This window comes from Pseudaestuariivita sp. (assembly GCF_052825805.1).
The window spans coordinates 207,333-222,638 of record NZ_JBRBVB010000002.1 but is presented as its reverse complement, the minus strand read 5'-3'; the positions used below and the strand labels follow the sequence as shown (position 1 = coordinate 222,638).

12 protein-coding genes are annotated in these 15,306 nt (G+C 66.1%); 1 reads left to right on the top strand and 11 read right to left on the bottom strand.

Annotated features, from left to right (window positions below; all coding sequences use genetic code 11):
• Position 1 precedes the first annotated feature (1 nt).
• The 8 genes from ACU0B3_RS02160 to ACU0B3_RS02125 form a co-directional block, all read right to left on the bottom strand.
• Positions 2-1,417 (bottom strand): cryptochrome/photolyase family protein, encoded by a 1,416-nt coding sequence (locus ACU0B3_RS02160; protein ID WP_446259161.1) that lies wholly within the window; start codon positions 1,415-1,417, stop codon positions 2-4.
• A gap of 53 nt (positions 1,418-1,470) precedes the next feature.
• Positions 1,471-2,682, bottom strand: coding sequence for an aminotransferase class V-fold PLP-dependent enzyme (locus tag ACU0B3_RS02155; RefSeq protein WP_446259160.1), 1,212 nt, complete (start codon positions 2,680-2,682; stop codon positions 1,471-1,473).
• Positions 2,683-2,781: 99 nt separating this feature from the next.
• Positions 2,782-4,488 (bottom strand): BCCT family transporter, encoded by a 1,707-nt coding sequence (locus ACU0B3_RS02150; RefSeq protein WP_446259159.1) that lies wholly within the window; start codon positions 4,486-4,488, stop codon positions 2,782-2,784.
• 191 nt (positions 4,489-4,679) lie between these two features.
• The gene (gene acuI, locus ACU0B3_RS02145; protein ID WP_446259158.1) at positions 4,680-5,669 is read right to left on the bottom strand and encodes an acryloyl-CoA reductase; all 990 of its coding nucleotides are present in this window, start codon (positions 5,667-5,669) and stop codon (positions 4,680-4,682) included.
• A 69-nt stretch (positions 5,670-5,738) separates the two neighbouring features.
• On the bottom strand, positions 5,739-6,866 hold the full coding sequence (locus tag ACU0B3_RS02140) for a dimethylsulfoniopropionate demethylase (RefSeq protein ID WP_446259157.1): 1,128 nt from the start codon (positions 6,864-6,866) through the stop codon (positions 5,739-5,741).
• A 58-nt stretch (positions 6,867-6,924) separates the two neighbouring features.
• On the bottom strand, positions 6,925-7,413 hold the full coding sequence (locus ACU0B3_RS02135) for a DinB family protein (protein WP_446259156.1): 489 nt from the start codon (positions 7,411-7,413) through the stop codon (positions 6,925-6,927).
• 23 nt (positions 7,414-7,436) lie between these two features.
• Positions 7,437-8,144: a DUF1326 domain-containing protein gene (locus ACU0B3_RS02130; protein ID WP_446259155.1), complete on the bottom strand. Its 708-nt coding sequence runs from the start codon at positions 8,142-8,144 to the stop codon at positions 7,437-7,439.
• Between the two features lies 1 nt (position 8,145).
• A complete protein-coding gene (locus tag ACU0B3_RS02125; protein WP_446259154.1) occupies positions 8,146-9,018 on the bottom strand; it encodes a DUF2182 domain-containing protein in 873 nt (290 codons plus the stop codon).
• 71 nt (positions 9,019-9,089) lie between these two features.
• Here ACU0B3_RS02125 and ACU0B3_RS02120 point away from each other — a divergent pair, with 71 nt between their 5' ends.
• Positions 9,090-9,815 (top strand): FadR/GntR family transcriptional regulator, encoded by a 726-nt coding sequence (locus ACU0B3_RS02120; RefSeq protein WP_446259153.1) that lies wholly within the window; start codon positions 9,090-9,092, stop codon positions 9,813-9,815.
• Between the two features lie 142 nt (positions 9,816-9,957).
• On the opposite strand, the gene ACU0B3_RS02115 is transcribed toward ACU0B3_RS02120, so the two are convergent.
• From ACU0B3_RS02115 to ACU0B3_RS02105, 3 genes are all read right to left on the bottom strand, one after another.
• On the bottom strand, positions 9,958-11,340 hold the full coding sequence (locus tag ACU0B3_RS02115; RefSeq protein WP_446259152.1) for an amidase: 1,383 nt from the start codon (positions 11,338-11,340) through the stop codon (positions 9,958-9,960).
• A gap of 162 nt (positions 11,341-11,502) precedes the next feature.
• Entirely contained in the window at positions 11,503-12,627 is a 1,125-nt protein-coding gene (prfB, locus tag ACU0B3_RS02110) for a peptide chain release factor 2 (protein ID WP_446259151.1), read from the bottom strand.
• A gap of 92 nt (positions 12,628-12,719) precedes the next feature.
• The gene (locus ACU0B3_RS02105; protein ID WP_446259150.1) at positions 12,720-15,239 is read right to left on the bottom strand and encodes a penicillin-binding protein 1A; all 2,520 of its coding nucleotides are present in this window, start codon (positions 15,237-15,239) and stop codon (positions 12,720-12,722) included.
• Positions 15,240-15,306: the final 67 nt, after the last annotated feature.

The following is a 15,306-nucleotide window of genomic DNA, read 5'->3' as shown; positions in this document are numbered from 1 at the left end:
TTCAAAATTTGCGGTTTTCGTAGGCGCCGAGCGCGCGTTTGCGTCCCTTGTCGGCGGTGACGATGGGCTCGGGGTAGCTGTCGTGCGGCGCCATGTTCCATTGGCGCGGGATTGCGTCAAAGTATTCAAGGGCTTCGGAGGCTTTCTTCGAGTAGGGCTCGGCCAGCCATGTGCCGACGTAGCGGCGGTCCTTGTCGAACTTGTCGAGCTGCGTGACCGGGTTGAAGACGCGGAAGTAGGGCGTTGCGTCCGGGCCAGAGCCTGCGGACCATTGCCAGCCCATCGCGTTCGACGCCGGGTCCCAGTCGATCAGGCAATCCTCGAACCACTTCATCCCGACTTTCCAGTGCGTCATCAAGTGCTTGCAGAGATAACTTGCCACGATCATGCGCGTGCGGTTGTGCATGCGGCCGGTCGTGTACATCTCGCGCATGCCGGCGTCGACAAAGCGGATGCCGGTGCGGCCTTGCTTCCACGCTTTGACCTCGGCCAGGCGCTCGTCGGTGTTCCATGGAAAGGCGTCCCATTCCTCGCGCCAGTTCCCGGTCGTGATGCGCGGCGTGTGGAACATCAGGTGGTAGGCGAACTCGCGCCAAACAAGCTCCTTGAGGAAGGTTTCGGCGCCTGCCTTGCCGTCCTGCATCGCCTGCATCCCGGCGTGCCAGCACGTGCGCGGGCTGATCTCGCCCAGCGAGAGGTTCTCGCTGAGGTTCGACGTGCCGGATTTCCACGGCAGGTCGCGGTTCGCGTCATATCCGGCGACGCCATGGGCGATAAACGACCCCAGCCGGGACGAGGCGGCGCGTTCGCCCACGTTGGCATAGCGCGCGACGACGTCCGCCCCGCGGTCCATCGCCTTGCCCAGCTGCCAATCCGCCAGCGTCTCGCTCGCAGGCCAGCTGGAGGGCGCGGGAATCGACCCGGGCGTGGGCAGGGGCGTGTCGACATCGCGGTCGCGGTTGGATTTCCAGAAGGGTGTGTAGACCTTGTAGAACCCGCCCGTCTTGGTTTCCGAGGTCCAGGGCTCGAACATCAGGTGCCCGTGGAAGCTCTGGGCGTCGATGTCCTGCTCCTTGAGCGCGGACTTGATGTCGGTGTCGCGCTCGCGGGTGTCGGGGTCATAGAGCCGCGTCCAGTAGACCGCGCCCGCGCCGGTCTCCTCGATCAGCTCTTGCAGCGTCTCGAGCGCATTGCCGGACCGCAGGATCAGGCGGCTGCCTTTGTCCCGGAAGCTGGCGTCCAGCGCGGCGAGCCCCTCGCCCAGACGCCATTTCGGCGCCGCGCCATAGCCGTCCACGATCCCATCCCGGATAAAGACCGGGATCACCGGCCCGCCGGCCTTGCACGCCTCGGTCAGCGCCGGGTGGTCGCCCAGCCGCAAGTCGCGCCGCAGCCAGAGTAGAATTGGTGTGCTCATGCCCCGCCCCAAGTTACGTTACCTTGACATACGGACCGGGCGGGCGATCAGTTTCAAATAACCTCGTCCAGGGCCGACAAAAGTTGGTCGATCTCGGCCCTCGAGGTGTAGTGCACGAAGCTGAGGCGCAGCACGCCGGGGTCCGGGGCGACGCCCATACCATTGAGCGCGCGCACCGCGTAAAAGTCCGAGGCGGCGGTCATGATGCCGTGCTGCGCAAGAGTGGCGGCCTTGCCGGCGGGGTCCGGCAGCTCGAGCGCCACGGTGGGCGCACGCGACGCGGCGTCTGCGGGGCCGAGGAGCCGCACGTCGTTGCGCGCCGACGCCCAGTCGAGGAGCGGCTGCAAAAGCCCCGTCTCATGCGCGCGCATCAGGTCGTGGCACCCTCTTGCATCGGTGCCGTGATGCGCGCCAAGCGCGTCGAAATAGTCCACAATTCCGGCCGAGGCCGCGACCTGCGCGTGATCGGGCCCGGCGGGCGTGAACTTCTTGGTCAGGTCGTATCCGTTGAACCCGTGGCCCTGGTTCGGCAGCATCTCGGCAAGCGGCGCGCGCATGGCGAGGATGCCCTGGTGCGGTCCGTAGGTCTTGTAGGCCGAGAACATATAGATGTCGCACCCCAGCGCGCCCACGTCCGGGATGCCGTGCGGCGCGTAGGAGACGCCATCGACGCAAACAAAGGCGCCCGCCGCATGCGCCAGCGCGGTGATCTCGACCACCGGGTTGATCTCTCCAACGACGTTCGAGCAGTGGGGAAAACATACCAGCCGCACCCGCTCGTCGAGTAGGTCTTCGAGCGCCTCGAGGTCCAGATGGCCGGTCTCGGGATCCATCCGCCACTCGCGCACTTCAAAACCGCGCTCCGCGAGGCGCCGCCACGCGCCGGTGTTGGCCTCATGGTCCTGGTTGGTCACGATGATCGCGTCGCCGGGCTGCATCCAGGCCGCAAACGCCTGCGCCAGCACGTAGACGTTCTGCGTGGTCGAGGGGCCAAAGCTCACCTCGTTCTCCGCCATCCCCATCAGCGCGGCAAGCCGCGTGCGCGCCTCGTCCATCTCCTCCCCGCCGAGGCGGGAGGCGTCGTAGGGCGCGTAGGGCTGCACCTTGCGCTCGGTGTAGAAGCGCATCAGGCGCTCCACGACGGCGCGCGCGGTGTAGCTGCCGCCCGCGTTCTCAAAGAACGCCTGCCCCTTGAGCGCGTCCACGTCAAAGGCCGGGAACTGCGCCCGCACGAAATCGAGATCGAGGGATGTGCCAGATGTCATGGCGCGTTTGTGCGGTGTCGGGTGCCGGGCGTCAATCGCGGGCGCACACAAAAAAGGCCCGGACCCACGCCGGGCCCGGACCTTTCGAGATGGCGCGGTCTATTCCGCCGGGGTCGCGAGCTCACCGATCGTCGTCGGAACGCCCGCTGCCTCGCGGCGCCCGTCGTTCCAGATCGCCTTGATCAGCGCGAAACACATCAGCACCATCACGATGCTGAACGGCAGCGCGCCGATCACCATGGCCGTCTGGATCGCCGAGGTGCCCCCCGAAAGCAGCAGGCCGCCCACGACCAGCGCCAGCGCCGCCCCCCAAAAGAGGATGTGCGGGCGCGCCTTCGGCCCTTCGTCTCCGGCGGCGTTGATCGTGTTCACGATCAGCACGGCCGAGTCCGCCGACGTCACGAGGAACGTCATCAGCAGCACCACGATCAGCACCGCCATCCCCCAGGCCAGCGCCTGCGCGATCGGCGCCAGCATGAACTCGGTCATGGCAAAGATCTTGTCACCGTTGCCGGCATCAAAGATCACGCCATTGGCCTCGCCGTAAAGCTCCAGCCAGATCGCCGTGCCGCCCGCCCAGGAGAACCAGACCATGCACATCAGGCCCGGCACGATCATCGCGCCCAGCACGAATTCGCGGATGGTGCGCCCGCGCGAGATGCGTGCCAGGAAGAGGCCGACAAACGGCGCAAAGGCGATCCACCAGGCCCAATAAAAGACCGGCCACCAGCCCTGCCACTGCGCGAGGCGGAACGCCTCGGAGCCTTCCACGCCGTCCGAGAAATAGACGTTAAAGCTCAGGTAAGGCAGCGCCAACAGGTAGTCCCACAGGCCCACGATCAGCGCCGTCGCCCCGAACCATGTCGCGCCAAAGATGATAAAGAACCCCAAGAGCACGATCGAGAGCACCATGTTGATGTTCGACAGCCACTTGATCCCCTTGCCGACGCCCGACAGCGCCGAGAGCGTCGAGGCACCCATGATGAACAAGAGCGCGACGAGGATCCCGACAAAGTTGACCGATCCGGCGATGTCGGCGCCGCTGGAATCCACCGCTCCCGCCGGATGCACAAGGCCGCCGATCCCGATCCGCGTCAGGCCGGCCACGAACTGATCGACCCCAAAGCCCAGCGTCTGCGCCACGCCGAGGATGGTCGCAACCACGGCGACGATGTCGACGATGTGACCGAGGGTGCCCGACAGCGCCTTGCCAAAGAGCGGCGTCAGCGCCGACCGGATGGTCAACGGCAAGCCGCGGCGGTAGCTGAAGAAGGCCAGCGCGAGCCCGATCACCGCGTAGCACGCCCAGGCGCCCGCGCCCCAGTGCAGGAACGACCAGACGTAAGCCGTGCGGATGTTGTCCTCACCCCCCGCCGTCGTCAGCCCCTGGATCACCGATGGGTTGTTCTGAAAATGCGCCACCGGCTCGGCCACCGCCCAGGTGAGCATGCCCACGCCGATGCCCGCGCCGAACATCATCGAAAACCACGAAAAGTTGGTGAACTCGGGCGTGTCGCCTGGCTGGCCAAGCAGCAGCTTGCCCCCGGACGGCCAGGCCGCGAGCCCCAGACACACGATCACGAAAAGCGCGACCACCCAGATGTACCAGGCGGCAAAGTTCGACAGGATGACCGAGTTGAGATCGCCCAGCACGCGCCCCGATTGCGTGGGCCAAAAGATGCACCAGACGACGAGGACCGAGATGATGATTTTGCTGACCACGGTGACGTCGACGCTGAACCCGCGGTAAAACCCGGAGTCCGCCGTCTTGATGGGCAAGTCCATCAACGGTGGTTTGACTGGCATGAGAAAGGCTCCCTTTTTGGCGTCCCCGGTTCTGCCGCGCGTGTGTCGCAAGACGTTCTCTGCCGGAGTGCCTTTCAGCCTTTGCCGCGCGCCCTCCCATGTCAAGAAAAAGCCCGCGCCAGGAGCACGGGCTGAAAATTTCTCAGGTTTTTTCAGGATTGCCGCAGTTTTCGGACTTAAATCGGCCCGCCCTACGCGTTCACGTCCACGACGACCCGCCCCTTGACCTGACCCTTGAGGATGTCCTTGCCGAGCCCCGGCAGATCGCTCAGGACCGCCGGCTGGATCATCCCTTCGAGCTTGTCCATCGGCAGGACCTCCGCCAGCCGGTCCCAGGCCCGCACGCGGTTCTCGTAAGGCTGCATGACCGAGTCGATGCCCAGAAGGTTGACCCCGCGCAAAAGGAACGGGATCACCGTTGCCGGCAGCGCCGCGCCACCCGCCAGCCCCACCGCCGAGACCGAGGCGCCATACTTCATCTGACCCAGCAGACGCGCCAGCATCGCGCCACCCACCGCATCGACACAGCCCGCCCAGGTCTCCGCTTCGAGCGGGCGCTTCGACGTCTCCGCCAGCTCCTCGCGCGGCACGATGCGCGCCGCGCCCAGCTCCTTGAGATACCCTTCCGTCTCCGGCCGCCCCGTCACCGCGGCCACCTCATAGCCCAGAGCGGCCAGGATCGCCGTCGCCACCGAGCCGACGCCGCCCGCAGCGCCCGTGACCAGCACCTCACCCTGCCCCGGCGCCAGCCCGTGATCTTCGAGCGCTTGCACCGCCAGCATGGCAGTAAAGCCCGCAGTCCCAACCGCCATCGCCTGGCGCGCATCGAGCCCGCCCGGCAGCGGCACCAGCCAGTCCGCCTTGACGCGCGCCTTCTGCGCATAGCCGCCCCAATGCGCCTCCCCCACGCGCCAGCCGGTCAGCACAACCTTGTCGCCAGCCTTGTAGCGCTCATCGTCAGACGCCTCGACCGTGCCGGCAAAGTCGATGCCCGGCACGTGCGGGTAATTGCGCACCAGACCGCCGCCCGGCCCGATGCAGAGCCCGTCCTTGTAGTTCACCGTCGAATAGTCGACCGCCACCGTGACCTCGCCCTCCGGCAGCCGGTCCTCGCTAATCTCCTGCACCGAAGCTGACGTCTTGCCGTCGTCATCCTTCTCGACGATCAAAGCCTTGAACATGGGTCTTCCCTTCTCTGGTTTCCCAAATACCTCGGGGAGCTCGAGGGGTTGACCCCTCGAACCCGCCGCTCAAATCCAGAACTTCGGCTGCACTTCGGCGCCGAACGCGCCAGCTTGCGTTTCGACCGTCAGTGCCGTGCCGGCGTCCCAGTGCGTCATGCGCACCATGCCAATTGCGACGTTGGTGTCAAAGTCCGGCGATTTCGCCGCCGAGGTCACCTGCCCCACAACCGTGTCCCCCGCTTTGAGCGGCCAGACGCGGTCACAGCCTGGCAAGTCGCCGTCGATCGCGATCGCCCGGATTTGCCGGATCGGCCCCTCCTGCGACACCCTGAGGAGCGCATCGCGCCCCACACAGCCAATCGCCGTCTGGACCGAGCAGAACTTGCCCAGGCCGCATTCATGCGGCGTGTTCGCGCGCGTCATGTCGTTGCCGTAGCTCAAGAGCCCACCCTCGACCCGCTCGATCAGGTTCGGACAGCCCGCGTGGATGTCGAGGTCGCGGCCCGCCTCCATCAACGCGTTCCAGAGCGGCATGCCCAGATCGCTGCCCTCGACATAGATCTCGAAACCGCCCTGCTTGGAATAGCCCGAGCGTGCGACCACCAGATAACGTCCCTGAAACTCGAACCAGCCGTAGCGGAAAAATTTGATCTCCTGCACCGCGTCGCCAAAGACCCGCGCCATCAGCGCGTCGGCCTTGGGACCCTGCACCGCGAGCGGCGACACATCCGGCTCTTCGACCAGTACGTCGAGGCGAAAGCCGTAGGCGATCCCCTTGACCCAAAAGAGCAGATCACTGTCCGCAATCGAAATCCAATAGCGGTCCTCGGCAAGCTTCACCCCCACCGGGTCGTTCAGCATCCCGCCCGTCTCGTCGACCATCGGCAGGTAGAAACACTGCCCCGGCAGCATCCCCCTCAGATCGCGCGGCGTGAGCATCTGCATAAGCCGCCCCGCATCGGGTCCGCGCACCTCGACCTGCCGCTCCACGGCCACATCCCACAGCTGCACTGCGCTCTTGAGATGGTGGTAATCCTCCACAACCGAGCGAAAGACCGTCGGCAGCAGCATGTGGTTGTAGACCGTGTAGGCCTTGACCCCCGCCGCTTCGACCCCGTCCGAGAACGGCGTCCTGCGCGCCCGGCGCGACACCGACAAAAGCGGCGGCATACTCACTGGTGTTTGCACGTTCATGTCCCCTCCATCCGGGCTGCGCTCCCCGCCGCCCCCAAACCCAAGGTTGTGCGCCTCTTCAGTGCTCCGGCTCCCCGTCCGGCATGATGAAAAGGTCGGTGTCCTGCGGGCGCGCGCCCGCTGCCGTCAGCATCGCGTGCATCTGCCCGCGGTGATGCGTCTGGTGATTGAAGAAATGCGTGACGCACAGCGCCAGCGGCTTCTCGACCTCACGCCCCAGCGCGCCCGAATGCCAGCTGAGACGGCCCGAAAGGGCCGGCGAAGTGACCCCTTCGGCCCAGCCGAGTATCCGCGCGTCCGTCTCCACCCGCGCCTCGCGCCAGGCGCCCAGGTCTGCGCACAGCTCCGGCGAGCCCGGAATGCCGACCTCCGGCGCCGGCTGCCCGTCGAACCGCGACATCCAGACGAGATCTCCCCAAAGCAAATGGTTCGCCGTCCCCAAGAGCGAGCCGAAGAACGCGCCGCGATCCTCGCGCAGTGCCGCCTCCAGCAACGTCTCCAGCGCCGCGATCAAGCCCTCGTTCTGCCAGGCGTTGTAGCGCGCCATGGTCAGAACATAGCCCCTGTCGATCACTTGCCCGGACCGGACCAGTCGATCGGGCAGATCTCGGCCGACTTGCCGCCGAAATCCCAGACCCGGCCGTAGTCACGTACCCTGGACTTCAGCCCGCGCGCCGCAATGATGTTCGGACCCATCCAATATTTGGAGTTGGTCACAGTAACCGGCTCGCTCGGATCGGCGCCCGTAATCATCTCGATCTCGCCCGAGATCTTGCGCCCGATGTGCAGACCGCGCTTGGTGCCCTCGCGCACGATCTCCACCGGCGCGCGCTCGGCGCCGATGATCGTCGAAACCAGCATCGTGAACAGACCCGTCGTCCCGCCCGCCGCGCCCGAGAAAATGCGCAGGATGCCGTCATACGCCTTCCCGCTCGCACGCTCGTCCACATAAGCCGCCACGCGCCAGTCGCCTTCGGCCATGCGGCCCGGGATCTCGACCATCAACCCGACGTTCAGACCCGAAAGGTCCTCTCCCTCGAAATGCCCCTCGTCGATCGCGATCGCCATCCAGGCCTTGCAATCGCCCTCCGTCGGAGGGTGCGCGCCAAGGCTCACCACGCAGGGGCAAAAGACCGTGCACGAGCAGTTGAGGAACAGCTCGCCCTTGATCGCCCACTCGCTGGGGTTTTGCTGACGGCGCGCCGGGTTCTGCACCCGGCTGTCGATGCGCTGACTGACCTCGAGCCGGTCCGCGTCGGGTTTGCGTCCAAGAGCCATGTTATCCTCCCATATATCCGTAGCCGATGACGCCGAGCCCGGCGACCACCAGTAACGCACCCATCGGCCGCGTCACGTAGTGTCCGATCTGCGGCAGCTTTTCGATCACCATGAAGAGCGTCGCGAGGCCCATCCACAAAAGGCTCATCACACCGCCGACAAAGCCAAGCGCCATGAACCCCCAGCAACAGCCGACGCAGAACGCGCCGAGGCCCAGCCCCATGCGCAGCCCGCCTGCCGTGCCATCACGCCAGTGACCCAGGAAATAGGTCATGGGCGCGTGACAGACGCCGTGGCAGACCTCTTTGATGCGCGTGAACTGGAACGCGCCCACGACGATCAGCAGCCCGCCTGCAAAAAGCGTTGAAGTCGCGATCCCCATCATGTCGATGGCCCCGGTCGCCAGCAAACCCACCTGGACCAGCGCAATCGCGGCGGCAAAGACGACCCAGACCACGAAATACCCGACCAGCACGCCCAGCCAGCCGCCGCGCGTCGCGTTGGCGCTCTTCATCAGGTCTTCATAGGCGCGCAAGGTCGGCACCATCGTCGGCAGCATCATCGCTGCCATCATGATCGCCCACATCGGAAAGAGCGTGCCAAAAGTGGTCATCGACATGCCGCCCATGTCCATGCCGCCTGTGTCCATGCCGCCAGTGCCGTTTTCAGACATACCTTGGCCTGACATGGCTTGGCCCGACATGCCGCCCTCGGACATCCCACCGGACATGCCACCCATATCCATGCCCATCTGCGACGGACGCCCGATCCAGTCGAGCCCCATCTGCATGGCCATCGCGTACATGACCCACCACGCGGCCAGGATCGCGCCGAAAAAGCCGAGCCACAAAATCGTTCTCAGTGAGTGCGCCATGCCGTCCCCAACGAGTCGCCATCCCAACAAGGTCTTGCATTGCCAATGTCAGACTTTTAATTGTCTGACAAATGAAAAAATCCAGCGCGAAACCAGACCTTTCGGCGCAGATCGCCACGTCGATCCGCGACGCCATCATCGACGGACGACTGATCGTCGACGAGCGCTTGCCGTCGGAGGCCGAACTGGCGACGGAGTTCAACGTCTCCCGCCCCACGGTGCGCGAGGCGCTCAAGCGGCTCGGCGCGCAGTCGCTAATCCGCACGCAGCGCGGCGCCACCGGCGGCGCCTTCGTCAACCACTTGCGGTACGAGGATGCCTACGCACAGCATGTGACGACCTCGACGCTGCTCTTGTCGATGAACGAAGTGCATTTCGAAACCGCCGCCGAGGCCCGCTTCGCGCTCGAGGCCGCCTGCCTGCCGCTCGCCTGCGCGCGCCGCTCGCCCGATCACCTGGCCACGATGCGCGCCGAGTGTCACCGGCAGGCGCAACCGGGCCTCTCGGACGAGGGGTTCTGCGCCTCGGACGTCGCCTTCCACCGCGCGCTTGTCGACGGGGCGGCCAACCCGGTTCTCAGCTACCAGCTCGCCGGCGCTGTCGAGGCTATGCAGCCGCTGATGAACATGATCACCTTCACCGCCCGCTCCCGCTCGCGCATTGTCGAGCTGCACGCCTCTGTCGCCGACGCCGTCGAGGCGCGCGATGCGGCCACCGCCGCCGCGCATCTCACCGAGCTCTGCGACTACACCCAGACCCTCGCCCGAGACGTCTTCGCCGCCCGCGCCAAGCGGTGAATCAGCACCCACACGCTGGCTACACGCGAAACATCTGAGCACGCGCCGTCCCTTAGGGGTGGCGCGGCCTGACGTAAACGTAAGGCAAGCGCTTTGATTTAAGCGTCGACTATAAGCCAACCCAGACTTTGAGCATTCGGACCTAAAGCCTCGGAGCCCGCACATTCGGCCAATCCGTAGCCCGATGCCAGCGCTCCGCCATGCCGATCAGCGCCGCGTCAGACCCCCGCGGCCCGACCAGCTGCAGCCCCATCGGCAGCCCTGCTGCGCCAAACCCAGCCGGCACCGCAACCGCCGGCAGACCGATCAGCGAAGCCGAAATTACGACCTCCATCCAGCGGTGATAGGTGTCCATCGGCACGCCCGCGATCTCGCACGGATACTCCCACGTCCCCTCGAACGGCCAGCACTGCGCCGTCGGCAGCGCATAGGCGTCATAGCGCTCGAATAGCTCCGCTGCCGCGGCAAACCAGACCGAGCGCACTTCACTCGCCCGGTGCACCTCCATCGCCGTCAGCGCCCTGCCCCGCGCGATCTCCCAGACACAGGTGTCCTTGAGCTGCGCACGTGTCGCCTCATCATCGTAAAGCAGTGACAGCCCGCCCGCGACCGCCCAGCTGCGCAACGTGATCCACGCGTCCCAAAGCGCCTCCGCATCAAACGGCGGCGCAACCGGCTCGACAACGAACCCGAGCCCTTCCATCTCGCGCAAAGCACTCTCGCAGGTGTCACGCACCCCGGCCTCCATCGGCAGCGCTCCGCCCCAGTCGCCCAGCCAGGCAATGCGTCCCGTGCGCGGCACAACATCCACGGCGCGAAACGTCCCCGCCCGATGCGGCTGACGCGGATCAGGCCCCGCCTGCACCTCCAACAGCGCCGCCAGCCCCTGCGGCGACCGCGCCATCGGCCCGTTCGTGGCCAGCTGATGCAGGAACGTCTCGCCCTTCGGCTCGGACGGCACCAGGCCAAAGCTCGGGCGGAACCCATAGACATTGCACCAGCCCGCCGGGTTGCGCAGCGAGCCCATCATGTCCGAGCCGTCCGCGATCTCGAGCATCCCCGCCGCCAGCGCCGCCGCTGCCCCGCCCGACGAGCCACCCGCCGACCGGCTCAGATCATACGGATTGCACGTGCGCCCATGCACTGGGTTGAACGTATGCGAGCCCAGCCCGAACTCCGGCGTGTTGGTCTTGCCGATCACAATGGCGCCCGCCGCCCGCATCCGCGCCACAAACAAATCGTCCCGCGCCGCGACGTGCTCCGCAAAAAGCGGCGAACCCATGCTCGTCGGCAGCCCCGCGGCATTGGCCAAGTCCTTCACCGCAACAGGCACCCCCGCCAGCAACCCCGCGCCGCGCTCAACCGCCGCCGCTTCCGCCAAAAGCGCCGCCTCATCCCTCAGCGACACAACGGCATTCACCGACCCATTGACCTCGGCCACACGCGCCAAGGTCGCCTCCATCACCGCCACCGGCGACGCCTCGACGCCCAACCGCTCCGCACACTCCGTCAAAACACTGGTCACTCCGGCTCCCCCTTCATCTTCCGAAATAAACTCCCGCCGGAGGCTCCCGAAGGTGCAATCAGCGCATCGCTCAATACCGTGTCACAACACACGCCAAACAAAAGGGGCGCGGGCCGTCAGGCCCGCGCCCCTACCGCGACGTGCGCAGCACGGCGCAAAACCTCATTCCTCGGCGCGCGCGTCGGCCCGGCTCTTCCCGGCGACATCCATCGCCAGCGTGGCCGCCATGAACCCGTCGAGATCGCCGTCCAGCACGCCCTTCGTATCCGCCGTCTCGAAGTTCGTGCGCAAGTCCTTCACCATCTGGTAGGGCTGCATCACGTAAGAGCGGATCTGGTTGCCCCAGCCGGCATCGCCCTTGGCCTCGTGCAGCTCGTTAACTACCGCGCTGCGCTTGTCGAGCTCCAGCTGGTAGAGCCGCGATTTCAACGCCTTCATCGCGATGTCGCGGTTCTGGTGCTGGGATTTCTCAGACGACGTCACCACGATCCCGGTGGGCGCGTGGGTGATGCGCACCGCGGAATCGGTCGTGTTCACGTGCTGCCCGCCCGCGCCGGACGAGCGATAGGTGTCGATGCGGATGTCGGCGGGGTTCACCTCGATCTCGATGTTGTCGTCGATCACCGGATAGGCGCCCACGGCGGCGAACGATGTCTCGCGCGTGCCCTTGCCAAACGGAGAGATGCGCACCAGCCGGTGCGTGCCGCTTTCGGATTTCAGCCAGCCATAGGCGTTGTGGCCCTTGATTTGGTATGTGACCGACTTGATGCCGGCCTCGGTGCCGGGCGTCTCTTCCTGCAGCTCGACCGAATAGCCGCGCTGCTCGGCCCAGCGGACGTACATGCGCGCCAGCATCGAGGCCCAGTCGCAGGCTTCCGTCCCGCCCGCGCCCGACTTGATCTCGAGAAAGCTGTCGTTGGCGTCGGTCTCCCCATTGAGGAGCGCCTCGAGCTCCTTCTTGGCCGCCGTCTCCTTGAGCGCCTTAAGCGCACCCTCGGCGTCCGCCACGACCTCGGCATCGTCCTCCATCTCACCGAGCTCGATCAGCTCGATGTTGTCCGCCAGGTCCTGCCGGATGCCGTCATGGGTGGCCATCTGGTCCACCAGCGTCTGCCGCTCGCGCATGACTTTCTGCGCATGCGCCGGATCGTTCCAGAGGTCCGGGTCCTCGGCGCGGGCGTTGAACTCCTCCAGCCGATGATCGGCGGTGGCGCGGTCCATGCGCTGGCCCAAGAGCTCCAGCGACTTCTGGATGTCCTCGACGACCGACTGGATTTCAGCGCGCATGGCAGGGCTCTCCAAAGAAAACGTCAGGTTCCCCGTGTACGGGGCAAGAGGGGGGCGCTGCAAGGCCCCCCGGGCGTAGCTAGCGAGCGGCCTTAGAACAGACCGCCCGAGCTCAATGTGCCGAAGGTCGCCTTTGGCCCGACCCGCGCGGTGCCGCCGCTCGAGGTGGTGACCGTACGCGCGGCGGGCTGGCCGTCCGAGAAGGTCTCGAAGTTCGTGCCCATGGCAAAGCCGCCGTCGAAGGTGATGCCGAAGATCGGCGTCTCGCCCTCGCGGAAGCACTCGGCGACGACGTTGTTGCCCCGGGCGCCCTCGCCCAGACGTGCGCCGGTGAAACGGTCGATGTTGATGAACTCGCAGCCCTCCGGCACGTCGAACTCACCGCCGCCATAAGCCTGGATCGCCTTGGACATGAAGCGCTGGAAGACCGGCCCGCATTGCGCGCCGCCACCCGCCCCGCGTCCCATGGGGCGCGGGTTGTCGTAACCGATGTAGCAGCCCGCCACGATGTTCGAGGAAAAGCCGACGAACCAGGCGTCCTTCTCGTCGTTGGTGGTGCCGGTCTTGCCGGCCACGGGCACGGGAAGGTTGATCGTCTTCTTGGCGGTGCCGCGGTCGATCACGCCCTCCATCATTGCGGTCAGCTGGTAGGCGGTGACCGGGTCCATGACCCGCTCGCGCTGCGAGACGATGCGCGGGCCGCGCCCGTCGATGATCGCCGCGCTGTCGCAATCGATGCACGTGCGTGGGTCGTGACGGTAGACGGTCTTCCCGAAGCGGTCCTGGATGCGGTCCACGAGCGTCGGCTCGACCCGTTCGCCGCCGTTTGCGAACATCGCGTAAGCCGCGACCATGCGGTAGAGCGTCGTCTCCTGGGAGCCGAGCGCATTCGCCAGCACCGGCACCGCCCGGTCATAGACGCCAAAGCGCTCGGCGTAGACGCCGACCGTCTGCATCGACACCTCCTGCGCGAGGCGGATGGTCATCAGGTTGCGCGACTGCTCGATCCCGGTGCGCAAGGGCGTGGGGCCATAAAAGCGGTTGGACGCGTTCTTGGGACGCCAGAGCCCCTGCGGCGTGTCGATCTCGATCGGGGCGTCCACGACGATCGTGGCGGGCGTGTAGCCAGAATCCAAAGCAGCGGCATAGACGAAGGGTTTGTAGGCCGAACCAGGCTGGCGCCGGGCCTGCGTCGCGCGGTTGAAGACCGAGTGCTGGTAGGAGAACCCGCCCTGCATCGCGATCACCCGGCCGGTGTTCACGTCCATCGCCATGAAGGCGCCCTGCACCTCGGGCACCTGCCGCAGCGTCCAGCGGATGTGGGCACCGCTGCCGTCCTCGGTCATCTCGCGCACATGCACCACGTCGCCGCGCTTGAAATTCTCGGCGAAATCGCCGCGCATCCACTCGATGTCGCGGCGCGGCACGACAAAGGGCTTCTCGGCCGTCTCCGTCACGCCTTCGATCCCGATACGCAGCTGCTGCGAGGAGACCTCGAGCACCACGGCGGGGTGCCAGGTGTTCTCCAGCACGATGTCTCGCGCGATGTTCACGTCGCCAAGCGCCTCGCGCCACGCCTCTTCGGAGCCCAGCGACTCTTCGGGTATCGTCTTGCCGGTGCCGCGCCAGCGCCGCAGACCCCGGTCGAACTGCTCGAGCTGGCGGCGCAGGGCGTTGGCCGCCTCCAGCTGCATGTCGGGGTCGATGGTGGCGCGCACGGTCATGCCGCCGGTAAAGAACTCCCCCTCGCCGAATTCACGGCTGAGCTGGCGGCGGATTTCATCGGTGAAGTAATCGCGCGGCGGCAGGCCGCTTTGGAAACTCTCGAAATCGCCATTCTGCACCGACCGCAGCGGCGCGGCGCGCTCTTGCTGGTAGACGGCCTCGGTGATGTAGCCGTTCTCCATCATCTCCTTGAGCACGAAGTTCCGCCGCGCCAGCAGCCGCTCCTTCCGGCGCACCGGGTGGTACTGCGAGGGCGCCTTCGGCAGCGAGGCGAGGAAGGCCGCCTCGTGCGGCGCAAGGTCGCTCAGAGGTTTGTTGAAGTAGGTCTGGCTCGCCGCCGCCACGCCGTAGGAGTTCTGACCGAGAAAGATCTCGTTCATGTAAAGCTCGAGAATCTGCTCTTTGGTCAGCGATTCCTCGACGCGGGTGGCGAGGATGATCTCCTTGATCTTGCGCTCGGCGCGGCGCGATCCATCGAGGAGGAAGTTCTTCATCACCTGCTGGGTGATCGTCGAGGCGCCGCGCACGTTCGAGCCGCGCGAGACCACCGCGTCGCGCACCGCCGCGCCGATCCCTTCGACGTCATAGCCGTCGTGCTGGTAGAACCGCTTGTCCTCGGCGGAGATGAACGCCTGCTTGACCAGGTCCGGGATCTCGTCGGCGGGCGCAAAAAGACGCCGCTCGCGAGCGAACTCGTCGATGATCTCCCCCTCGACCGAGTAGATGCGGCTGATCGTGGGCGGCTTGTAGCTCGCGAGCGACTCGTGGCTCGGCAGGTCCTTGGAATACATCCAAAAGACCGCACCGATCGACAGGCCGACCATCATCGCGCCGAGGGTGACGAGGCTGAACACCCCGCCCAGGATCGAAAAGAAAAACCGGACCACGTCAGACCGCCCTTGCTCTGCGTTTGTTCAAGTCGTTCAAGTATTGGCCGTTCAAGTCGCGGCCGCT

Coding starts and splice junctions, on each gene's coding strand:
- ACU0B3_RS02155 (WP_446259160.1), bottom strand. CDS start 2,682: ATGACATCTGGCACATCCCTCGATCTCGATTTCGTGCGGGCGCAGTTC.
- acuI (WP_446259158.1), bottom strand. CDS start 5,669: ATGTTCAAGGCTTTGATCGTCGAGAAGGATGACGACGGCAAGACGTCA.
- ACU0B3_RS02150 (WP_446259159.1), bottom strand. CDS start 4,488: ATGCCAGTCAAACCACCGTTGATGGACTTGCCCATCAAGACGGCGGAC.
- prfB (WP_446259151.1), bottom strand. CDS start 12,627: ATGCGCGCTGAAATCCAGTCGGTCGTCGAGGACATCCAGAAGTCGCTG.
- ACU0B3_RS02130 (WP_446259155.1), bottom strand. CDS start 8,144: ATGGCTCTTGGACGCAAACCCGACGCGGACCGGCTCGAGGTCAGTCAG.
- ACU0B3_RS02160 (WP_446259161.1), bottom strand. CDS start 1,417: ATGAGCACACCAATTCTACTCTGGCTGCGGCGCGACTTGCGGCTGGGC.
- ACU0B3_RS02135 (WP_446259156.1), bottom strand. CDS start 7,413: ATGGCGCGCTACAACGCCTGGCAGAACGAGGGCTTGATCGCGGCGCTG.
- ACU0B3_RS02120 (WP_446259153.1), top strand. CDS start 9,090: ATGAAAAAATCCAGCGCGAAACCAGACCTTTCGGCGCAGATCGCCACG.
- ACU0B3_RS02125 (WP_446259154.1), bottom strand. CDS start 9,018: ATGGCGCACTCACTGAGAACGATTTTGTGGCTCGGCTTTTTCGGCGCG.
- ACU0B3_RS02140 (WP_446259157.1), bottom strand. CDS start 6,866: ATGAACGTGCAAACACCAGTGAGTATGCCGCCGCTTTTGTCGGTGTCG.